Origin of the sequence: Paractinoplanes bogorensis, from assembly GCF_018829635.1 — a bacterium.
Lineage (GTDB): Bacteria > Actinomycetota > Actinomycetes > Mycobacteriales > Micromonosporaceae > Actinoplanes > Actinoplanes bogorensis.
Window position 1 is genome coordinate 203,381 of sequence record NZ_JAHKKG010000004.1, and the last position, 20,183, is coordinate 223,563.

The 20,183-nt window shown below is 73.4% G+C and carries 19 protein-coding genes; 6 read left to right on the plus strand and 13 right to left on the minus strand.

Features of this window, described 5'->3' with window-relative positions:
* Nucleotides 1–31: 31 nt before the first annotated feature.
* From KOI35_RS12750 to KOI35_RS12765, 4 genes are all read right to left on the minus strand, one after another.
* Nucleotides 32–799 (minus strand): class I SAM-dependent methyltransferase, encoded by a 768-nt coding sequence (locus KOI35_RS12750; protein WP_215786922.1) that lies wholly within the window; start codon nucleotides 797–799, stop codon nucleotides 32–34.
* A gap of 177 nt (nucleotides 800–976) precedes the next feature.
* The gene (locus tag KOI35_RS12755; protein WP_215787939.1) at nucleotides 977–1,993 is read right to left on the minus strand and encodes a glycosyltransferase family 4 protein; all 1,017 of its coding nucleotides are present in this window, start codon (nucleotides 1,991–1,993) and stop codon (nucleotides 977–979) included.
* 66 nt (nucleotides 1,994–2,059) lie between these two features.
* A complete protein-coding gene (locus KOI35_RS12760; RefSeq protein ID WP_215786924.1) occupies nucleotides 2,060–2,464 on the minus strand; it encodes a 6-pyruvoyl trahydropterin synthase family protein in 405 nt (134 codons plus the stop codon).
* A 4-nt stretch (nucleotides 2,465–2,468) separates the two neighbouring features.
* Nucleotides 2,469–3,443 carry a zinc-dependent alcohol dehydrogenase gene (locus tag KOI35_RS12765; protein ID WP_215786926.1) on the minus strand — a complete coding sequence of 325 codons (975 nt, stop codon included), beginning with the start codon at nucleotides 3,441–3,443 and terminating at the stop codon, nucleotides 2,469–2,471.
* Nucleotides 3,444–3,546: 103 nt separating this feature from the next.
* Here KOI35_RS12765 and KOI35_RS12770 point away from each other — a divergent pair, with 103 nt between their 5' ends.
* Nucleotides 3,547–4,317 carry a CDP-alcohol phosphatidyltransferase family protein gene (locus KOI35_RS12770; RefSeq protein ID WP_308120930.1) on the plus strand — a complete coding sequence of 257 codons (771 nt, stop codon included), beginning with the start codon at nucleotides 3,547–3,549 and terminating at the stop codon, nucleotides 4,315–4,317.
* Nucleotides 4,318–4,747: 430 nt separating this feature from the next.
* Here the strand turns inward: KOI35_RS12770 and KOI35_RS12775 are convergent, their stop codons facing one another.
* Nucleotides 4,748–5,626 (minus strand): ABC transporter substrate-binding protein, encoded by an 879-nt coding sequence (locus KOI35_RS12775; protein ID WP_215786930.1) that lies wholly within the window; start codon nucleotides 5,624–5,626, stop codon nucleotides 4,748–4,750.
* 143 nt (nucleotides 5,627–5,769) lie between these two features.
* On the opposite strand from KOI35_RS12775, the gene KOI35_RS12780 reads away from it, so the two are divergent.
* Nucleotides 5,770–6,363 (plus strand): HAAS signaling domain-containing protein, encoded by a 594-nt coding sequence (locus KOI35_RS12780; RefSeq protein ID WP_215786932.1) that lies wholly within the window; start codon nucleotides 5,770–5,772, stop codon nucleotides 6,361–6,363.
* 162 nt (nucleotides 6,364–6,525) lie between these two features.
* On the opposite strand, the gene KOI35_RS12785 is transcribed toward KOI35_RS12780, so the two are convergent.
* On the minus strand, nucleotides 6,526–7,368 hold the full coding sequence (locus KOI35_RS12785; protein WP_308120932.1) for an alpha/beta fold hydrolase: 843 nt from the start codon (nucleotides 7,366–7,368) through the stop codon (nucleotides 6,526–6,528).
* A gap of 74 nt (nucleotides 7,369–7,442) precedes the next feature.
* Between KOI35_RS12785 and KOI35_RS12790 the strand changes: the two genes are divergently transcribed.
* A complete protein-coding gene (locus KOI35_RS12790) occupies nucleotides 7,443–7,817 on the plus strand; it encodes a hypothetical protein (RefSeq protein WP_215786936.1) in 375 nt (124 codons plus the stop codon).
* Nucleotides 7,818–7,891: 74 nt separating this feature from the next.
* Here the strand turns inward: KOI35_RS12790 and KOI35_RS12795 are convergent, their stop codons facing one another.
* Both KOI35_RS12795 and KOI35_RS12800 read right to left on the minus strand, forming a co-directional pair.
* Entirely contained in the window at nucleotides 7,892–8,257 is a 366-nt protein-coding gene (locus KOI35_RS12795; RefSeq protein ID WP_215786938.1) for a hypothetical protein, read from the minus strand.
* Nucleotides 8,258–8,314: 57 nt separating this feature from the next.
* Nucleotides 8,315–8,977, minus strand: coding sequence for an alpha/beta hydrolase-fold protein (locus KOI35_RS12800; protein ID WP_308120933.1), 663 nt, complete (start codon nucleotides 8,975–8,977; stop codon nucleotides 8,315–8,317).
* A gap of 164 nt (nucleotides 8,978–9,141) precedes the next feature.
* Here KOI35_RS12800 and KOI35_RS12805 point away from each other — a divergent pair, with 164 nt between their 5' ends.
* Together KOI35_RS12805 and KOI35_RS12810 are read left to right on the plus strand one after the other, a co-directional pair.
* Entirely contained in the window at nucleotides 9,142–9,912 is a 771-nt protein-coding gene (locus KOI35_RS12805) for an alpha/beta hydrolase family protein (protein WP_215786942.1), read from the plus strand.
* Between the two features lie 88 nt (nucleotides 9,913–10,000).
* On the plus strand, nucleotides 10,001–10,273 hold the full coding sequence (locus KOI35_RS12810; protein WP_215786944.1) for a hypothetical protein: 273 nt from the start codon (nucleotides 10,001–10,003) through the stop codon (nucleotides 10,271–10,273).
* Here the strand turns inward: KOI35_RS12810 and KOI35_RS12815 are convergent.
* From KOI35_RS12815 to KOI35_RS12835, 5 genes are read right to left on the minus strand one after another with little or no spacing between them, the layout of a single operon-like run.
* Entirely contained in the window at nucleotides 10,239–11,792 is a 1,554-nt protein-coding gene (locus KOI35_RS12815) for a vWA domain-containing protein (RefSeq protein ID WP_215786946.1), read from the minus strand. The genes KOI35_RS12810 and KOI35_RS12815 overlap by 35 nt on opposite strands.
* Nucleotides 11,789–12,919: a hypothetical protein gene (locus KOI35_RS12820; protein ID WP_215786948.1), complete on the minus strand. Its 1,131-nt coding sequence runs from the start codon at nucleotides 12,917–12,919 to the stop codon at nucleotides 11,789–11,791. The genes KOI35_RS12815 and KOI35_RS12820 overlap by 4 nt, the downstream gene beginning before the upstream one ends.
* Nucleotides 12,916–15,381, minus strand: coding sequence for a hypothetical protein (locus KOI35_RS12825; protein ID WP_215786950.1), 2,466 nt, complete (start codon nucleotides 15,379–15,381; stop codon nucleotides 12,916–12,918). The genes KOI35_RS12820 and KOI35_RS12825 overlap by 4 nt, the downstream gene beginning before the upstream one ends.
* Nucleotides 15,378–16,496, minus strand: a complete 1,119-nt coding sequence (locus tag KOI35_RS12830; protein WP_215786952.1) for a hypothetical protein — start codon at nucleotides 16,494–16,496, stop codon at nucleotides 15,378–15,380. Before KOI35_RS12830 ends, KOI35_RS12825 begins: the two co-directional genes overlap by 4 nt.
* Nucleotides 16,497–16,524: 28 nt before the next feature.
* Entirely contained in the window at nucleotides 16,525–18,324 is a 1,800-nt protein-coding gene (locus KOI35_RS12835) for a hypothetical protein (protein ID WP_215786960.1), read from the minus strand.
* A 153-nt stretch (nucleotides 18,325–18,477) separates the two neighbouring features.
* On the opposite strand from KOI35_RS12835, the gene KOI35_RS12840 reads away from it, so the two are divergent.
* Nucleotides 18,478–20,091 carry a protein kinase domain-containing protein gene (locus KOI35_RS12840; RefSeq protein ID WP_215786962.1) on the plus strand — a complete coding sequence of 538 codons (1,614 nt, stop codon included), beginning with the start codon at nucleotides 18,478–18,480 and terminating at the stop codon, nucleotides 20,089–20,091.
* Nucleotides 20,092–20,183: the final 92 nt, after the last annotated feature.

Below are 20,183 nucleotides of genomic sequence, written 5' to 3' on the forward strand. Positions count from 1 at the left end.
CTCCTAGTACGCCGGGGCGGGCACAAAGGGTTCAGTCGAAGGTCGCCAAAAGATCGACATGTCCGACCGAGGCACTCGGCAGCCGGGTCAGCCGCCCCTGCAGATAGCCGTCCAGATCGAGCGAGGGCCGCTGCTCACGGGCCGCGCCGACCCAGCCACGCAGCCATTCGGCGGTCAGATCCGGATGCCCGGTGCCCAGCTTCCACGGGCTCGGCCGGGTGACCACTGTCGCGCCGGCCAGTTCAAAGGCTTTCCCCGCGTACGCCGGTGCGTCCGGCCCAAGAAGCTGACGACCAGCGGAAACGCGTCGCTGGTGCTCGTCGAAGGCCCCGGCCACCGTGACGTCCTCGGGCAGCGCCGGATCGAGCGTCACCTGCCCGGCCACCGAAAGCGTGAACAGGGCCGGCACCCGGGCCGCGGCCAGCGTCGCCACCAGCGCGTCGATCTCCTCCTCGGTCAGCAGGTCGAGCAGCGCCGAACAGGTGACCAGGTCGGTGCCGGCCAGGTCGTCCGGAGTGAGCGCGGTCACGTCGCCGAGCGCGCCCTCGACGGTGACGCCGGGCACGCCGACGTGCGCGGTCGCGTAGTGCAGCAGGGCCGGGTCGCGGTCGTTGAGGATCCAGTGCTGCGGCGTGGGCAGGCGGGGAGCCAGCCAGCGGGCCATCGAGCCGGTGCCGCAGCCCAGGTCGCGGATCACGTGCACGTCCGGCGGCAGCAGCGCGATCAGATCGGCCGCCCGCGCCTCGGCGTCGGCGGGTTCGCGCAGGCCGAGCCAGCTCTCACTGAACTCTCCGGTCATCGGATCTCCTCTGGTGACGGCGGCTCAGGCACGCCGGTCGGGGCCTCTGAGCAGCGGCGGTCCGGGCGCCGGTCGGACGCGCGGGCGGTGGCGGTTCGGGCGCCGGGTGTGGCGCGTGGGCGGTGGCGGTTCAGGCGCCGGGTGCGGCGCGGTCAGCTGGCCGGCGGCAAGCGAGGGTCAAGCTGGGCGACAGGCGGTGTCGAGCCGGCGGGCGGTCTCGTCCCAGCCGGGCAGGGTGTCGCGGCGGGCGTGGGCGGCGGTGCGCAGTCGGTCGCGCAGCGCGGCGCCGGTGAGCCACGAGCGTAGGGCGGCGGCCAGTGCGGTGCGGTCGCCGGGCGGGACGAGCAAGCCGGGCCGGGTGCCATCCGGAGCCGTGCCGAGTGCCTCGGAGACACCGCCGACATCGCTGGCCAGCACCGGGATGCCGCGAGCGAGAGCCTCGGTGACGACCATCCCATAGGTCTCGGCCCGCGACGGCAAGATCAAGAGATCGGTTTCCCCGTACGCCTTCGCGAGCGCCCCGTCGCCCAACGGCCCGGCGAAGTGCAGGCGTGGATCGGTGTGCGGGACGGGCCGGACCAGCGCCCCGGCGAACGTGCAGGTCCAGTCGAGCCCGGCCAGATCCTCTTCGAGGGCCCCGACCAGCAGGTCCTGTCCCTTGCGGGGAGTGACCGCGGCGACGCAGAGCAGCCGCCGCCCGGCCGGGTCGGGCTCGGCGAGCGGCGCCGGCTCGACCCCGGGCGGGGCGATCGCGACGTGGGCCAGGCCGTGCATGCCGGCCACCCGGTCGGCCGCGGCCGAACTGGTCGCGATCACGGTGGTGGCCAGGTGCAGGGCCCGGCGCTCGCGTTCGCGCAGGTCGTCCGCCTCGCCGGGGGAGAGGCCGGTCTCGTCGCTGAGCGGCAGGTGCACCAGCATGATCAGGCGCAGCCGGGTCGCGTGCGGGGCCAGGGCCTCCGGCACTCCACACCCGACCAGCCCGTCCACCAGCACATCGGACATGTCGGGAATTTCGGAGAGGGCGTGACCCAGCGTCGCGCGGGTCGCGTCCGAGGGGGTCGGCCACGAGCCCGGCACGGCGATCTCGTGCACGTCGGGGAGCAGCGACAGCACCGTACGGTCGTAGCGATTGCCGCCGCTCGGTGCCGCCGGGTCGTCGATGTCGCCCGGCAGCACAGCCCAAAGTGTCACGATGCAGTTCCCGACTGTTCGGTGATCAGAGGCATGAGTCGATGCGGCCCGGCCGTCCGGCCCACCGGATCATGACGTGAGATCTCGCTCGTACGAAGCCCACGCGATGTGCGACTCGTGCAGCGTCACCGACAGGCCGGTCAGCCCGGCCGCCCCGGACCCGAGCTCGCCGGCCGCGATCGAGCCGGCCAGCCGGTCGGCGATCACCTTGGCCAGGAACTCGGTCGACGTGTTGATGCCCAGGAAGTCGGGCTCGTCGTCCAGGTTGCGGTAGCTGAGCGTGCCGCAGATGGCGTGCAGCTTCTCGCTCGCGGCGCCGATGTCCACCACGATGTTGTCGTCGTCCAGCTCGGGCCGCTTGAAGGTGGCGTCGACCACGAACGTCGCGCCGTGCAGCTTCTGGGCCGGGCCGTAGACCTCACCGGTGAAGCTGTGCGCGATCATGATGTGGTCGCGGACGGTGACGCTGAACAAGGGGCTACTCCTCGGGGTAGTCGATCACGTGGCAGAGGGCCGGAAGGCTACCGTCCGCGAGACGGGGCAGCACCTCGGGCAGTTCGGCGAAATCGGAGTGCCCGGTGAGGAACGCGTCGAACCGGTCGTCCTTCAGCAGTTCCAGCGCGAGCGCCAGCCGGTCGGCGTAGGAGCGGTCGCGACCGGGAATGATGCCGCCGACCTGGCTGCCGCGGATGGTCAGCCGGCGCGAGTGGAAGAACTCACCCAGCGGCACGTCGACCGGCCGGTCGCCGTACCAGCTGAGCTCGACGACCGTGCCCTCGTAGCGGGCGAGCTCGAGCGACCGGGTCAGCCCGGCCGGGTTCGCGCTGGCGTGGATCACCAGATCGCATTCGCCGAGCGCGTCGGCCGGGGTGGCGAAGTCGACACCCAGTCGCGCGGCCAGTTCCGAGCGCCGTTCGTCGATGTCGACGAGCTGGAGGCGTACGCCGGGAAACCGCGCGAGAATCGCCGCCGCGCAACCACCCACCATGCCCCCGCCGACCACCGCGATCCGGTCGCCGATCAGCGGGCGCGCGTCCCACAGGGCGTTGACCGCGGTCTCCACCGTGCCGGCGAGCACGGCCCGACGGGCGGGCACTTCGTCCGGAACCACCGAAACCATGGTGATTGGAGCGATAAATCGGGTTTGGTGGGTATAGAGGGAGAAGACGGTGCGTCCGAGCAGCTCGGAGGGTCCCCGCTCGACGACGCCGACATTGAGATAGCCGTACTTGACCGGCGCCGGGAAATCGCCCTCCTGAAAGGGGGAACGCATCGACGGCCATTGGCTCTCGGGCACCCCGCCGGAGAACACCAGTGTCTCGGTGCCCCGGCTCACACCCGTGTGGAGCGTGCGCACGAGCACCTCGTCCGGGCCCGGCTCACCCACGGTCGCCGGACGGATCTCACCCCGGCCCGGCTCGGCGATCCAGAACGCGTACGCCTCACTCGTCATGGGTTTCTTCCTCCGCCCGCTGAACCGAATGCCGTCCGGGCGCGTGTTAAGCGCTGACGACGGCAACCATACGCGGCGGCCGATCTTGCACATGGAGGCCTCGGTGACTTCAGTAACCGCACCCACCAGCGACTCCTCGCGGGCGCCGGTGGTCGGCCTGGCCGCCCAGCTCGCACTGCTGGCCCTGCTCGGCAGCACCCTCGGTCTCACCGCGACCGGCCTGATCGCCGGCGCCGCCTACGGGCTCGGGCTGTGCGGCCTGCTCGGCGCCGGGCTGGCCAAGGCGGGCATGAGCACGATCGGCCCGGCCAACGCGGTCACCCTGGCCCGCGCCATCCTGGTCGGCGGCGTGACGGCGATGGTGGTCACCTCGTTCACGCACCCGGTCAGCACACCCGCCCTGGTCGCGATCGCCGGCGTGGCGCTCGCCCTCGACGGGGTGGACGGCCAGGTGGCCCGGCGCACCGGCAACACGACGGCCCTCGGCGCCCGCTTCGACATGGAGATCGACGCCTTCCTGATCCTGGTCCTGAGCGTCTACGCGGGCGACCGGTTCGGCTGGTGGTGGGTGGCGATCGGTGCCTTCCGCTACGTGTTCGTGGCCGCGGCCTGGGCCTACCCGTGGCTCAACGCCGCGCTGCCGCCGCTGTTCTCGCGCAAGGTGGTGGCCGCGCTGCAGGGCATCGTGCTCGCCCTGGTGACGGCCAACCTCATGCCCGCGTACGCCGCGATGGCCGCCCTGGCGATCGCGCTGGGCTCGCTGACCTGGTCGTTCGGCCGGGACACGCTCTGGCTGTACCGGGCGTCCCGCATCCGTGCGGCGGCTCGCGAGCGCTGGGCGGCACCGCACCGCAGCCCGGCGCTCGCTCACTGAGCCGCCGTCCCCCGCGCCCGCCGCGCCTGGTTCCCGCGCGGCGGGCGCACTCTATTTTCTGCTGGCCGCTGCGCGGCAACCCCGGAAGCCGGTTGTCTCCCCAGGTCGCTGCTCTCCCCGGGCCGCTGCTCTCCAGGGTCGCTGCGCGGAAACCCGGAACCCGCTCGGCTCCGGCCAGTTCCGCGGCGCTCAGGAGCCAGGCGCTACCGCACGCGGGCGGTTCCCGCGTGTGGGCCGAACACGCGGGATGCAGGATCGTGGCGCTCCGGAGCCGCGCGCTACTGCACGCGGGCGGTTGCCGCGTGTGGGCCGAACATGTCGGGATGCAGGATCGTGGCGATCGGGAGCCGGGCGCTACTGCACGCGGGCGGTTGCCGCGTGTGGGCCGAATACGTCGGGATGCAGGATCGTGGCGATCGGGAGCCGGGCGCTACTGCACGCGGGCGGTTGCCGCGTGTGGGCCGAACACGTCGGGATGCAGGATCGCGGCGATCGCCTCCACGCCGTCGACCAGGCGCGGGCCGGGGCGCACGATCAGCCCGTCGGCGTCGAGCGCCCACACCGGCGTGCCGGAAAAATGGGGTGCGACCAGGCGGGCCTGCTCGATCGCGCCCTCGAGGTGGAAGCCGCACGGGGTGACCAGCACGATCTCGGGGTCGGCGGCGGCCAGGGACTCGTAAGTCGTCTCGACCGAGCGCTTGCCGCCGTTGGCCGCCACCGGCTCGCCGCCCGCCGCCGTGACCAGGTCGGGCACCCAGTGGCCGGCTGAGAACGGCGGATCGACCCACTCGACCACGGCCACGCGTTTCCGGGGCCGGCCCGCGACCGCCTCCGACACCGTGGCCAGCCGGCCGGTCAATGACGTGATCAACTTCTCGGCGCGGCCGGGGACGCCGGCCGCCGCGCCGACCTCGCGAATCGTGCCGAGCACCTCGTCCAGCCGGTACGGGTCGAGCGACAGCACGTCGGCCCGGCAGCCCAGGTGGTCGAGGGCCTCGGTGACGTGCCCCGACGGCAGCGCGCAGACCCGGCACAGGTCCTGGGTGAGGATCAGTTCGGGGTCGAGGCCGGCGAGAGCGTCGGCGTGCAGGGTGTAAAGGTCACCGCCGTCGGCGAGCCGCCCCCGCACGTACGCGTCGATCTCGCCCGGCTCCATGCCCCGCGTGTCCTTGCCGCCGACCACCACCGTCTTGGTCTTCCGGGCTTCGGCGGGCTCGTCGCACTCGAACGTCACCCCGACCAGATCGTCACCCAGCCCGAGCGCATAGACGATCTCGGTCGCGGACGGCAGCAGAGAGACGAGTCGCATGCCCCCAGTGTCTCCCCGACCTGCTCGCCAGGCTGGATCGGCCGAAAGTCGTAGCGGCCCGGCGTGATCCGGTCCGGGGGCGGATGTGACGCAGGGCGTGCCCGTCGATGCTGTTCGTACCTAACTCGGCAGGGGGACGAACGATGACGACGGCACCGCTCGAACACACGGACGTGATCGTCCTGGACTATCTGGCGGCCCTCTGGGCGCAGAGCGACGACCTCGCGCCCGAGCTGCGTGACGAGCTGATGTCGACGGTGGCCGACTACATCGCGATGCGCCGCACCTCGCCGTCGTCGCCGATCCAGGACCCGGCCGAGATCGTCCGCCGGTTAGGGCCGCCCGAGGCCCTGGTGGCGGCCGCCCGGCGCGGGCACGTGCCGCCGCACCTGCGGTTGCCCGCCCTGATCCCGCCTCCCCCGCCGGCCGCCACCGGTGGGGGAGCGGCCGAATACACGGCGATCGGCCTGATGACCGCGGGGGCGTTCGTGCTCCCCGGCGCCGGTCCGGTGGCCGGCATGCTGATGGCGAGCGCCTCCCCGCACTGGACCGCCCCCGAGAAGGCGACCGGCTGGTTCCTGACGATCGGCTCGGGCACGGCCGCGGTGGCGGCGGCATTCTTCTTCGCCGTCGTGGGCGCGGGCAGCCCGGTCGCCCTGCTGTTTTGCTACATGCTCGTGGTGGGCGGCTCCCTGTTCGCCGGCATGCGCATGCTGGACGCCCTGCGCCGCCGCTGAGCCGGGTCAGGCCTGCGCCACCGGTGAGCCGGGTCAGGCAGGCTGGGTGCCCTGCGCCACCGGTGAGCCGGGTCAGGCAGGCTGGGTGCCCTGCGCCACCGGTGAGCCGGGTTAGGCGGGCTGGACCGCCCAGCGACGCCCTGCCGACGCCGCTGAGCTGGGTCAGGCGGGCTGGGTGCGGCGGCCCGCCTGGTCGATGATCTCGTCGATCACCTGGGTCCAGACGGCGGTGGGCGGGAACTCGTGGCCGACGCCGTCGAGCCAGACCAGGCGCGCGCCGGGGATCTCGGCGCGCAGCGTCTCGGCGTGCGGGGGCGGGAACAGCGGGTCGAGCGTGCCGTGCAGGATCAGCGTCGGCGCGGTGATCTCGCCCAGCCGCTCGCGCAGCGGCGGCCCGCCCGCGCACCGGAAGTGGTTGGTCTGCGAGGCGGCCATGTCGTGGGTGCGGTCGAAGACCCGCTCGGCCAGGCGGCGCAGGTGCGGCTCGTCGGCCGTGAACGGGCCGCCCAGGCCGCGGACCCCGGCCACGATCCGGTCGACCGCGGACCGCCGATCCGACCACTGCGGCTCCGAGGCGGGAGTGGCCGGGGGCGAAACCGAATACGCGGGCGGAACGGTGCTCGTCGCCATCAGGGTCAGGGAAAGCACGCGGTGCGGGCGCTCGACGGCGATCCGCTGGGCCAGCCCGCCGCCCATCGACAGGCCGACCAGATGGGCCTGGTGGACGCCGAGCGCGTCGAGCACGCCGAGCGCGTCATGGGCCAGATCCACATCGGAGTAGGGCGGGTCGCCGGCCGGGAAGCAGGTCGAGCGGCCGGTGTCCCGATGGTCGTAGCGGATCACGAAGCGTCCGCCGGCGGCCAGGCGCCGGCAGAACTCGTCGTCCCACCAGTCCATCGAGCCGGACGCTCCCGCGATCAGCAACAGGGCCGGATCGCCGGGCTCGCCGAACGTCGCCACGCACAGCTCGATGCCGTTGACCGGCACCATCGTCTCGGTCGCCACTCTGTCATTGTCCGGCATCACACTTGACGAACAGGTTAAAACTGGATCACTCAACCGTGCCGGTCCGTTGTGAAATGACCGGACGTGCCATCCCGATGTGCTGCGATGTGCGGGTGCTTCCGGACCTGAGCGAATTCACCCCGCACCGTACGGTGCTCGACGCCCCGTTCGAGGGCGAGCCCGTCCCGGGGCTGCGGGCCGACTTCTTCCGCCGGCCCGAGGGCGACCGGATCGCCACTGTCGGGTGCTACTCGATGGACGGCCGTGACCTGCTGATGGCCTGGGGCTATGTGGACGAGGAGCACTGCCGGCACAACGCCGTCCGCGATCCCGGAGGCGGATGGGGTGCGCCGGCCGACGGCTGCCCCGACGTCCTGCTGGTGCGCGACGGCCAGGCCGTGGTCGGCCTGGCCGTGCGGGCGCCGGGCGGCGAGTGGGTCAGGGCGTAGGCAAGGAAAGAGCGCGCAGTGAGACGGCGGTCAGGGCGTAGGCAAGGAAAGAGCGTGCAGCGAGACGGCGGTCGTCAGGGCGTAGGCGAGGAAAGAGCAGCCGCGCGGGCCTGCTGCCGGACCACGCGCAGCGAGACGGCGGTCAGCGCGATGGCGATCACGAACAGGGCAAGGTGCAGCCAGGGGTTGGCGATCGGCACGAACCCGATGATCGCGACCGGGATCTGCACGACCGCGATCAGCCCGGCCAGCCACCAGCGCCGCCCGCCGCTCCACAGCAGGGCGGTCCAGATCGGCGCCGACACCACGACCAGGGTGAGCGCGTCGAGCACGGCGTGCAGGGCGGGACTGTGGACGTTGTTGTGGGCGAACGCCTGCGCGGGCGAGGCGATCCACAGGACGGCGAGGACGGGAACGAGTACGGCGGCGGCACGACGCATGGGATCCTCCAGCGTGATGGGACCGTTGCTCTGTGTCATCACGGTACGGAACCGGGCTCAGCGCCGTAAAGCTTCACTCACGAAGTCCATCCCGGCGGGGAGACACCGCGACCAGTAGGCGAAGGTGTGCCGCCCGTCTTCGAACGAGCCTGCCGCGGGTGGCTCGGGCAGCGCCTTTCCGAGGGCCTGCACGTCGTCGATCAGCCCGTCCTGGCGACCGCACCACAGCCCGACCTCGGTGCCCCTGAGCTGCGCCGCCGAGGCAAAAACCTCATCCCCTTCCCGTACGGCGGGAGACAGCGCGACAACCGCACGCGCGAAGCCGGGGAAGGCCTCGGCCAGCAGGAGTGAACCGTAGCCACCCATGGACCAGCCGAGCAGCGCCATTCGCGAAATGTCGAAGCCACGCTGGGCGCACCACCGCGGGATCTCCTCGTGCACCATCCGCTGCGGATCGTCGCCGCCGTGCGGGCGCCACTGCAGACGGTCCCCGGTCGCGCCGGCCAGCACGAACGGGGGCCGGCCCCGGCGTACGGCATCGGTCAGGAACCGCCCCAGCCCGAGCGCCGGGAAGTCGGCCGCCGTTTTCGACGCGCCGTGCAGCACCAGGCAGACGGGCAGGCCCCGGCCCGACCCGTGCCCCGCCGGCACGGCCGTGTAGAAATCGACCAGCTTGCCCCGGGTCGCCGAATCGCGCCTTTCGAGTCGCTCGTCACCCACTGGGGCGTACGGAATGATCGGATCCGATTCACCCGATCGGCTGCGATATCCCGCCCATCCGGCAACGGCGGCGGCGGATGCGCCGAGGGCCAGGAGTGTTCGTCGTCTCATCGTCACCCACAACGGCGATCGCCCGGATTGCGTGACGTTCCTACGCTCACGGCGTGCGGAGACTGGGCGTGGTGCTGGTGCTGGTGGCGCTGCTGCTCGACGGCGTCGGGCCGACCCGGGCGGCGGTCGCGCGCGAAACCATCGTGTCGCGGGTGCTCGTGCTCGCCCGGGGTGCCGACCGGCCGCTGCCGACCACGCTCTGGTATCCCGATCACCTCACCGGCCGGCATCCGATCGTCCTGTTCAGTCACGGGCTCGGCGGGCTGCCCCGGCAGTTCGCGCCGCTCGCGGCGAGCTGGGCCGACGCCGGCTACGTGGTCGCCGCGCCCGCCTATCCGCACACCAACGGCCGGGTCCGGGTCGACCGCCGCGACATCGCCCACCAGCCGGCCGACGCCGCGTACGTGATCGGTGCCGTCCGGGCCCTCGACCGCACGGCGGGGGACGTCCTGGCCGGGCATCTCGACGTGAACCGGGTCGCGGCCGTCGGGTTCTCGGCCGGCGGCACCACGACGCTCGGCCTGTTCTCCCCCGGGCACGCCGCGTTCCTGCGGGCCGGGGTCTCGATCAGCGGCCGCCGTCCGCCCGCGGGCTTCGGCGGACCCGCGGCGCCGCTGCTCTTCGTGCACGGCGACCGCGACCGGGTGGTGCCGATCGGGGCCGGGCGGGACGCGTACGGGCGGGCGCCGTTCCCCAAGCAGTTCGTGACCGTCGAGGGCGCCGGGCACGGCGAGTTCCTCAACCCCGGTGACCCCCGGTATCCGCGGGAGTCGGGCCGGATTCTCGCCTTCCTCGCCGCGAACGTCCCGGTCGCGCGACTTTAGGACGTATACCCAGAGTGATACTCACGGTCGGTTAACTCGTCCGATCGGCCAGGTCAGCACTCTTAGTAATGTTGCCTAGGCTGCTCACGTGCATGCTTCCCATATCTCCGTGGCCGCAGCGGTGACGCTGAGTATTGCCGCCGTTTGTTACTCACAGTTCGATCCGAAGGCCTCCGAGAAGCAGGCGCGGGTCGTCGCCGACAAGGCCACCTGCCACACGGTCGACTCCGCGATCGTCGCCTACGTGGGCATCCACGGGACCGCCCCCAAGGCGATCTCCGAGATCACCGGCTACGTCAAGGGCGACATCACGGCGTACCGGATCGTCAACGGCCAGGCGGCGGGACCGGGCTGCTCCTGACCGGGTCGTCCTTGCGCTCCCGGTGCGTGACGGTCACCGAGTTGAAGATGACCTTGCCACCGCGCGGGAGCGTCTTGTCGGGCACCCGGTTGCCGGTGGCCGGCGTCCACCCGACGCGCAGCTTCACCTCGCCGCCGGCCGCCCGGACGCCCTCGACCTCGAGCACGCCGGGGCCCAGATCGCGGCGGACCTTCATCCGGTTCTGCAGGCGCACGTCGACGCCGTCGCTCCCGCGCGCGGTCACCCGCAGGTAGCCGGTCATCACCGGCCGGGACCGCAGGTAGCGGACCGCGAAGAAGACGATCGCGGCGACCACGAGGATCAGCACCACGAGCCAGATGATGCTGGGCACGCCGCGCTGGCCGGTCCCGGAGATCTCGGCCTGGGCCGGGGTGAGGGCCGAGGAGAACCGCGACGGGAGGTCGCCCCCGGCCAGATCGAGCCAGGGCGAGGTGATCCGGGCCGTCATGGCCAGTGACCCGGAGGCGGTGACGGTCTCGGCGATCAGGTGGATCCCTCCCGGCTGAGGCATGGTGGCGGTCAGATCGACCTCGGTCGTGGTGCCCGGCGCGACCGTGACCGTGGCCGGGGACTGGCGGGCGGTGAGCTGCACCGGGCGGGTGCCGTCGCCGTCGGTCACGGTCAGCGTCATCGCGCCGGTCAGATCGGCGACCACCACCGGGGCGACGCCGGAGGTGCTCAGTTGCACCGGCACGCGCAGGTCCTTCTCGGACGGGTCGAAGCTCGCCTCGCCGCTCGGCCACGTGACGGTCACGGTCTTCTTCAGCTCGCCGGCCGACACCAGCTTGAGGCGGGCCGTCGAAGCGCGGGCGCTCTGCTTGGCCTGGGCCAGATAGTCGGCCAGGCCGGCGTCGGCGGGCAGGCTCTCGGCGTCCGGGACGACCTTGCGCAGGATCGACAGCGAGGTGGTGGCCGGGCACGACTTGCCGGCGATCGCGAGCGGGACGGCATAGCCGTTGAGCTGGCGTGAGGTGCCCAGCCGCTGCGCCAGTGTGCGCACCGGGGCCCACTGGCGGTCCGGCGGCAACGCGCACTCGGCCGCGCCCGGTGCCCACGGGTCGCCGTCGCTGAGCAGCACCATCGTCGCGACCCGGCCGGCCCCGGTGGCGTCGTTGGCGAGGTAGTTCATGCCCCAGGACAGGGCCCGATGGAAGTCCGTCCGGGCCGGGGCCGGCGCGGGCAGGCTCCTGATCTCGCGCGCGGCGGCCGGCGACCGGGCCGCCACCCAGGCCCGGGGCCGGACGTCGTCGCGGAACGTCACGAAGCTGACCCGGTCGCCGGCCTGCAGCGAGGCCGAGAACTTCGTCAGCTCGGCCCGCAGCGAGGCGAAGACCGGTTTCATCGAGCCGGACACGTCGATCAGGAACAGGTAGTCGGCGCCGACCGCGTCCACGCCGAGCCGCTTGTACATGTCGTCGCGGTCGTCGGCGGCGGCCGGGCCGGCCGTCCCGGCCGCGAGCAGGACGGCGCACGCCGCCAGGAGCAGGCGACGGATCACGAGGGAGCCTTTCGGAGCGGGATCGGGAAGAGCAGCGGGTCGTGACCGGGCCGGGTGAACGCCAGAGCCGGGCCACCGGCTTCGAGCACGACGCCGACCTGGTAGCGGCCGGGCGGCGGGGGCGGGTCGAGCGGCACGCCGACGATCTCGCCGTCGGTGACCGTGCCGTCCGGCCACGGTTCGAGCAGCCGCACCTGGGCCGTCGTGTCGCCGCCGGCCACGTCGACGGTCACCTCGGCCGGCGACGGGCCGGGCGTCAGCTCGTCCGGGCCGGCCAGCCGCGGCCACACGTCCTCGAGCCGCCCGCTGTTGATCACGTGGGACGACAGGCGGACGCCGAACCGGAACAGCTCGCCGACCTCGACCCGGCCCGCCGCGATGGCGGCCGCCCCGTGCGCGGCCGCGGTGGCCGGGTCGATCGAGGCCAGCACGGCCACGTCGTAGCGGTGCGCGTACTGGGCGGCCGAGGCGACCTCGCCGCCCAGGCCGGCGTTGCCCAGCATCAGCAGGCGCAGCGGCCCGCCGGTCAGGCCGGCGTCGGCCGCGGCGGCGGCCACCGCGCGCCCGATGATCCCGCCGCGGTCGGGCGTGCCGGACGGGCAGTCGACCGGCGTGGTGAACGTCGGCCGCAGCCGCCCGGCCGAGCCGTGCGTCATCGTGACCGTCGCGCCGTCGTCGTCGACGTCGACCACGATCACCGGGGCCGAGACCGGGGCCTGCTCGAGCGCGCCACTGAGGAACGCGTGCGCGGCGGCGGCGATCGGGGCCGTCACGACCCGTGTCACCGGCAGCCGGACCTCGCCGGTCAGCACCTCGTGGAGGCGGTGGGCGGTGTCGGCGGCGGTCCGGGCGGGCACCGCGACCACCACGGGACCGTCCAGGCCCCGGCCACCGAGCTGCTCGGCGAGCAGGGCGAAATAGCGTACGGCGTGATCGGTCTGCCCCCGCTGCAGGTTCTCCAGCATGGTGGCCGGGGGTACGACGACCTCGCCCGGGCCGGCCCGGCCCAGCCGCACCTCGGCCGGGCCACGGTAGGTCAGCTCGGCGCCGACCTGGACGATGTCGGTCCACCCGGGCCAGGCGGCCGTGGTCATGGCCGAACCCCAGTGCAGGCCGGTGCCGCTCATCGGGGCTCCCGCCGGGTGAACCGGGCCGGGATGAACTGCCGCCACCACGACGGTGCCGTCGGCTCGGTCACCGCTTCGTCCGGTTCCGGGCCGCCGCCGTGGTTCTCCGGCAGATAGGCCGTCACGGCGTCGAGCTGCTGCCGGGCCCGCCGCCACCGCTCGGCCAGTTCCTCGACCCGGTCCTCCTCCTCGTCCGTCCAGCGGCGCAGCCGCGCGTAGAGGACGGCCCGTTCCCGGCCGGGCAGCAGCGGGCCGACCACGTCGAGCCCGGGCCACAGGTAGGGCTCGCCGGCGTCCGGACCGTGCAGGTGACCGGCGTGCCGGATCAGCTCCCACCAGCGGTCGTCGCCCGCCCCGGCCCAGTGGGCCAGCGAGGCGCGCAGTCGTTTCTGATCGCTTTCGTTCCCGTACGCGTCCACGAGCACCGGAGCCAGCTCGGCGGCCGGGGCGGCGGCCCGGCAGAGCTTGTCCACGGCCCGCTCGATGGCGACCCGCCGCAGACCCGGGTCGATCGCCAGCACGTGTTCCCGGAGCCGTTCCGCGCCCGGCCGTTCCAGCAGCTCGGGGCGGGCCCGGGCGACCTCGACGGCGACCGTCCGCCACCGGTCGGGGTGATCCTGGTCGACCTCGCCCAGATGGTCGAGCAGGACGAGCGCGTCGGCCGTCGCGTCCTCGTCGCGCAGGGCGGCGGCCAGGTCGGTGCGCACGCGCTGGGCCGCGGCGGCGTACCGGTTGTGGAGCAGCACCAGGTGCAGCGCGTAGCCGCCGTCGCGCGGGAAGGAGCTGCCCGCCCGGACGCCCGGCGGCTGCCGGTGCCCGGCCGCGAGCAGCACGAAGTCGGCGCCCGCGCGCTCGGCCGGGCCGGCCGGGGCCAGCTCCTCGAGCCACCGCCCGATCGGATCCCCGGTCCGCACGGCGCCGGCCGTGGCCGCGGCGATCAGATCGGGCATCAGCGTGCTCAGCACCTGCGCGGCCGGGTAGCGGCCGACCGCGATCCGCAGCGCGGCCTCGACCCAGTGGGCGTCGGCCACCGGCCCGCCGGTGTGTGCCAGGCCCGCGCCCGCGCCGACCAGCAGATGGGTCCACGCGGGAGCGTGCGGGCCGGACGCCAGCCACTGCACGGCCGGGTCGGCGCCCTGGGTGACGAGCTCGGACGCCGCCCGCTGATGGTCGGGGCGCAGCAGCCAGGCCCGGGTCCGGTCCAGCGGCACCCGCCGGGCGACCAGGTCGATGATCAGACCGGTCACCGCCTCCGGGCCGGCGCCGCCGTCGAGCAGGCCGAGCACCAGGTCGTCGGCCCCGGCCCGCTCGGCCAGCCCGGCGAACCCGCTCACCCAGTCGCCGCTCAGGGCCTGCCGCCGGGCCCGGTCACGGAACGCCTCGGTCGCGTCCGGGGCGGCGGCGGGCAGCCAGTTGCGGGCGACCGGGTCGAGGTCGGCCGCGGTGCCGTGCCGCAGCAGGTGGGCCAGGAAGGCCCGGTGCGCGTCGCCACCGACCCGTCCGGCCAGGGTGTGCCCGAGCACCAGGGCCCGCACCTCGTCGGTGTCCACCGAGCGGCGGCGTACCAGGTCGTCGCCGACCTGGGCGAGCCGGTCGATCGAGGCCAGATGCCCGGTCGCGCCGGCCGCGGCCTCGGCGCCGAGCTTGGCCGGGGGCGGATAGCCGGCCGAGCCCAGATGGGCCAGCAGCTCCGGCAGCGAGTGGTGGGTGAGCACCCGGTCGACGGCGTCGCGATAGACCGCCGCGGCCGAGCCGGGCTCGAGACCGGGCGCGCCGTCCGGGTCGATCTGGTTGGCCACCTCGCCCGAGTCCCAGCCGACGGCGACGTGGAAGAAGCCGTTGTCCGGCCGGTTGGTGCCGGTGCACAGCTTGAGCAGCGACCGGATCGGGGCCGGCACCAGCGCGGTCATCGCGTCGAAGGTGGCCGCGATCCGCTCCGGGTCGGTCCACCCGGGCCGGCTCGACGCGGTGATCCGCAGGTGTGCGTTCATCGACAGCGCGGCCGCGGTGACCAGCCACCGCCGGCGCTCCGGGTCCTTGAGCAGGGCCTCGGCGCCGCCGCCGACCACGGCGCCCGGCTCCGGCACGCCGTGGCCGTCCTGATAGGTCTCCCAGGCCCCGCGCGCGTAGCGGGCCAGCCCCTCGTAGCTGAGCGGCTTGTCGGCGGCCACCCGCAGATAGAGCACCCCGATGACGGGCCGGCCGCCGGTGTCCCGGGCGGTCGTCCAGTCCCACCAGCAGACGTAGTAGCGGTACGCGTCCTTGTGCTCGGGCACGAACGACGCCCAGGGCAGCCCGCCCGCCCGCTCGTCACCGGTCGGGTTGCCGAGCCGCATCCGGCTGATCTGCTCGTCGGCCGTGCGCATCCCGTCCGCGGACAGGCTCGAGTCGATGATCGCGTAGTCGTGGGTGGAACCCGGACGTTTCCCCCACCAGGCCCATGCCTCGAGCCGCGCGGTCACGCCCGCGTCTCCTTGATCGACGTCCACAGGTCGAGCAGCGTCTCCCACACCTGATTGGGCTGCGCCCGCCGTACGGTCCGCACGTCGTCGCTGGTGGTGACGTTGACGAAGTCCTCCGGGTCGAACGTGCCGGACGGGTCGAGGTAGAAGCCGATCGACGACGCCGCGTGGTAGCTCACGTTGTCGAACCAGGCGGTCAGCTTGCCCGGCAGGTCGGCGTCGTTCGGGTTGACGCTGTAGCGGCACAGGTTCTCGAACAGCGCCCGCGCCGCCGGCCCGCTCGGCACGGTCGGCTGCTTGCCGTGGTCGAGGTCGATCAGACCCAGCTGGTCGGCTCGCCGGTACACCTCGGGATGGTCGAGCTTGCCGACGCAGACCGACAGGAACTGCGGCATCCCGCCCGTGCCGGACTCGGCCAGTTCGTAGTCCATCGCCCGCATCAGCGAGTCCACGAAGGCGAAGGTCGGGTGGATCTCCTCGTCGTCCCGCAGCAGCGCCTTCATCTCGTCGCGGGTCTCGGCCATCATCCGCACCGGGTCGATCAGCAGGATGAGGCCGTCCGCCTTGACCAGCTGATCGGTCAGCCCCTTGGCGGTCGGGTCGAGGAACTCACCGCCCGGCGGATCGAGGATGGCCAGCTTGAACTCGACCGGGCCGCCCGGCACCTCGATCGTCCGGCCCCACTTCGACCGCGTCCAGGTGGTCGCGGTGGCGCCCCGGATCCGCCAGATCTCCGTCGACGGTTCGGTGGTCGGCACCGGGAACCGGTTGGCGTGCGACTGCGTGATCAGGTGCGAGACCAGGGGCGACTTGGGCGGCGCGATCGCCCGCCAGGTGCCGTACGCGTCCCGGTCCGGCTCGCCCTTGAGGATGGCCTGCAGGAACGTCGTCTTGCCGCCCGAGGTCGGGCCGACCAGCGAGATCGCCACCTGATCGGGGTTCTCGTCCAGGCCGGAGAACTTCGAGGGCGGCTTGGCCGGGGCGGTTCTCGGTCGCGGGGCCGAGGTGGGCAGAGCGGGCTGCTGCGGGCGTACGGGATCCGGCTCGTTCCGCTTGACGATCATCGGCTGCTCGGCCGAGTCGAAGTCGCTGGTGCCGTCGAACGGGTCGGACATGTGCGTGTTCACTCCTAGCGGGTCTCTCCTAGCGGGGCAGGGGGTCGGCCAGGGCCAGCCGCAGACGTCGGCCGGGCCCGGCGGGGAGCAGCAGCGAGCTCAGCAGGGCGATCCCGGCCGGGCCGGAGTCGGCCGGGCGGTGCCGCGACAGCTGGGTCCAGGCCTGCTCGGCCCAGCTGCCGGGGGCCGGGCCGGCGCCGATCACCAACGGGGCCACCTGGGCACCGGCGGGCAAGGACGCGACCACGTCGGACAGTCGGAGCCGGGCCGGGCAGCGGGGCAGCATCGACTGCTGCTGCGGCGGGTACGGCGGCCGGGACGCGACCGTGACCACAACCTTGCGGGCTTCCGTACGCCACGGCTGGCGGGCCACCGCGACCAGCGCGTCCTCGAGGGGCGCGGCCGCGTCGAGCTGGGCCGGTTCGCCCCGGAGCTCGGCGATCGCGGCGTCGGCCCGGTCGGGGTCGCCCAGCTCGTGCTCGTCGAGCCGGGGCTCCGGTCCCAGGTGGGTGTGCTCGCCGTAGCCGACCACACCGACGCGCAGCGACCAGCGGCCCCGGGCGTGGGCCCGCAGCCAGCCGGTCAGTTCGCGGGCGGCGGCGACGCGGGTGGCGGTCGACCCGGGATCGCTGCGCCGGCCGCCGAGCTCGATCGCCAGGACCACGTCGACCGGGTCGGCCGTGTCGGTGGCGAGCAGGGCGGGCAGGTCGGCGGCGAGCTCGCCCCAGGCCGGCGCCGCGGGCAGTGCCGTGGGGTGGGACAGTTCGACGACGCCGGGACCGGGCTGCCGCACCGTGATCGTGGCCCGCTGCCCGGTGGTCAGCGGCAGGACCAGCACGGCGGCGGCCTCCCCGGGATCGGCGCCGTGGCGCAGGACGGGCACGACCGTCTCGCCGGCCGCGGTGCCGTGCACGACCAGCGTCGTCTCGCGGGTCCGGCCGGGCTCGACGACCTCGACCGGGAGCACCGGACGGGGCCGGGCCACCAACGTGCGCCCGTGCGGGTCGTACTGGGCGAGCAGCACGTCGTACCCCTCGGGCCGGGGGACGAGCGTCATCAGCCGGTGCACGAGGGCGGCCAGCTCCGTCTCGCCGGGCTGGGCCGGCACCACCGCGGCCGGGGCCAGCTGTTCCCGGGCCGCGCGGGCGACGTGCTCGAGCAGCACCCACCCGGGCGGGGGCTCGACCAGCAGCAGCGGGTGCCGGACCAGTCCGGCCACATGGGTGACGGCCCGCTGGACGGCGGCGTGCCAGACCGCCCGGTCGACCGGGATCTCACCCACCCCGCCGGCCAGCTGGAACATCTGCTTGCCGGGGTATTTCGGCACCTGGTCGCACAGGCCCGGCCAATCGGCCGACCACGTGAAATCGAGCACGTCCGGATCGCGTCGGGCGGTCCACAGAGTCAGACCCCGGACGTTGATTTCGAGCACCGACAGGCGCGAGTGCGCCTCGGTTTCGCGCAATTTCGCGGCGACATCCGGAATGGCCACAGTGGCCGGTTCCGGCGCCACTGAATCGACCGTCATTTCTGTTTCCGGGTCCGGTCCGGCCGGACGGGCGTTGACCGCGAGCCGGCCGTAACCGGCGGTGGCGTCGGCGTCCAGATGCCCGGCCGCGCGGGCCGCGGCGGCCAGGTCGTAGGCGCGTTGCCGCTGGCCGAGGGCCGTTTCGAAGGTGGACCGGGCGGATGCCCCGGCCGGTCCGAGACGCAGCACCCCGCTGACCGTCCACCCGCACCAGCGGCAGTCGGCGGGACGGATCGTGTCGCCCGGTTGCGGTTCCGCGCAGATCGGGCAGGAACGTCGATCGACCGACGTATCACCCATGCCCGTACCCCCGTGACTGCCCCGCGAAAATGTTCCTGCGGCGATCCTGACGGCAGTTCGTGCATCCGCGCGCTCACCCGAACGGCCGGAAAAAACGGAAGGAAAACCCGACCGTTCCGTGTGCGATTCTCGACCGGCGGAAAGGGGTGCGGGTTGTCTTATCCGATCGCGCTGTGTGGTGCGGCGCCGGACGACCCGGCGTCGCTGTACTACTTGGACGAGGTGGTCGGCGAGGGCGGGCAGGCGAAGGTGTGGCGCGGGCACGGTCCCGGCCCGGACGGCCCGGTCGTGGCGGTGCGGGTGTGGCGACCGACCGAGGGTGACGGCCGTGACGTCGCCACCCAGCAGGAGTCGTGGCTCACCGGCGCCCAGCTGCTCGGCGACCTGGCCGGCGAGCCCGGCCTCAACCGCAGCATTGGCTGTTTCCGCAGCCCCCGGCCGTGGGCGCCGGACGAGCAGCCGTCCGGACCGCCGGTGCCGGTGCAGGTGCTGGAGTGGATCGACGGCGCCAACCTGGTGACCGCCCTGGCCCGTGAACAAGAGCTGGACGGCGTCCGGGTCCTGCACGGACTGGCCCGGGCCCTGGTCTCGCTCAGCCGCCGCGGGCCGATCGTCCACCAGGACGTGGAACCGTCCAACGTGATGGTCACGACCGGCGGCGAGGTGGTGCTGATCGACTTCACCAGTGCCCGCTACGAGCGGCACATCACCCACGTCGTCCTCACCGACGGTTACGCCGCGCCCGGCCTGTCGATGGACCGCACCAGCGCGGACGACGTGCACGGGTTCGGCGGTGTCGCGTTCTACCTGCTCACCGGCGAGGCGCCGGGCTCCGGCATCATTCCGCTGGTCGACGGCACCCGGGTGCCGGCCGTGATTCTCGAGCACCTCGGGCAGCTGTGGGCCGAGAACCCGGCCGACCGCTTGACCGCCGCCCGGCTGCGGGGCTGGACCGACCGGCTGGCCGACCTGGTGCGCGCGACCGGGCACCCGACACCCGGCGTGACCTGGGCGCCCGCGGTGCCGCGGCAGTTCGGGCCGGTCCGCGAGCAGACGGCCCCGCTCAACGGCACGGCGGCGCACGTCCTGATGCCCGGGGTCGACCCGTGGGCCGATCCGTCGACCGTGCCGATCATTCCGGACGGGCATGCGGAGACGGTCGCTCACCGGCGGGTGACGGAGGATTCCCCGTACGGAGACCTGGAAGCTCTTCGTCGCTCGATCGAGGCTCGCCCCGAGGTGGAACCGCCCGCCCCGCCCGCCGCCGGAACCACCCCGGTGCTGCTGCTCCCCGGCTACGCACCGAATCCGCCGGCGCCCCGGCCCGCCCCGGTCTTCCCCGCGGTGCCCGTGCCGGTGCCGGCACCCGCACCCGCGCCGGCGCCGACGCGGGTTGCTCCGCCTCCGCACCTGCCCGAGACCCGGGCCATCGTCGACTCGCCCGAACCCGTGCTCACCATGGCGCAGGAGTATCTGCAGGGCATCGAGTACGCGGCCGTCCCCGCGGCCTCGGTGGTCGGGGCGTGGGCGGTGTGGATCCTCGGGTCGCGCGAGCTCGGTTCCGTGGGGGCGTACGGGGGACTGGTCGTCGTCCTGCTGGCCGGGCTCGTGCTCGATCTGGCGGTGCAGTTCCTGGGCGTACGGGTGCTGCTGCCGCGCCGGACCGCCTGGCGCGACCACATCCTGTTCTGGCGGTTGCTGCACGTGCCGGCCGGCCTGTTGTGGACCGCCATGGTGCTGACCTACGCGTTCCTGCTGCGCACCTGAGCGGTCGTTCATCTCGCGGCAACATATCGACGCCGGACGAAAACAATCGGCGCGAAGAATCGCCTTCCACCGCCCCCGGACGCGGGAAGGAC

Excerpts from the sequence above, each read along its gene's own strand:
- KOI35_RS12750 (WP_215786922.1), bottom strand. The coding sequence starts at position 799 with ATGACCGGAGAGTTCAGTGAGAGCTGGCTCGGCCTGCGCGAACCCGCC.
- KOI35_RS12765 (WP_215786926.1), bottom strand. The coding sequence starts at position 3,443 with ATGACGAGTGAGGCGTACGCGTTCTGGATCGCCGAGCCGGGCCGGGGT.
- KOI35_RS12775 (WP_215786930.1), bottom strand. The coding sequence starts at position 5,626 with ATGCGACTCGTCTCTCTGCTGCCGTCCGCGACCGAGATCGTCTATGCG.
- KOI35_RS12780 (WP_215786932.1), top strand. The coding sequence starts at position 5,770 with ATGACGACGGCACCGCTCGAACACACGGACGTGATCGTCCTGGACTAT.
- KOI35_RS12790 (WP_215786936.1), top strand. The coding sequence starts at position 7,443 with ATGACCGGACGTGCCATCCCGATGTGCTGCGATGTGCGGGTGCTTCCG.
- KOI35_RS12795 (WP_215786938.1), bottom strand. The coding sequence starts at position 8,257 with ATGCGTCGTGCCGCCGCCGTACTCGTTCCCGTCCTCGCCGTCCTGTGG.
- KOI35_RS12820 (WP_215786948.1), bottom strand. The coding sequence starts at position 12,919 with ATGAGCGGCACCGGCCTGCACTGGGGTTCGGCCATGACCACGGCCGCC.
- KOI35_RS12830 (WP_215786952.1), bottom strand. The coding sequence starts at position 16,496 with ATGTCCGACCCGTTCGACGGCACCAGCGACTTCGACTCGGCCGAGCAG.
- KOI35_RS12835 (WP_215786960.1), bottom strand. The coding sequence starts at position 18,324 with ATGGGTGATACGTCGGTCGATCGACGTTCCTGCCCGATCTGCGCGGAA.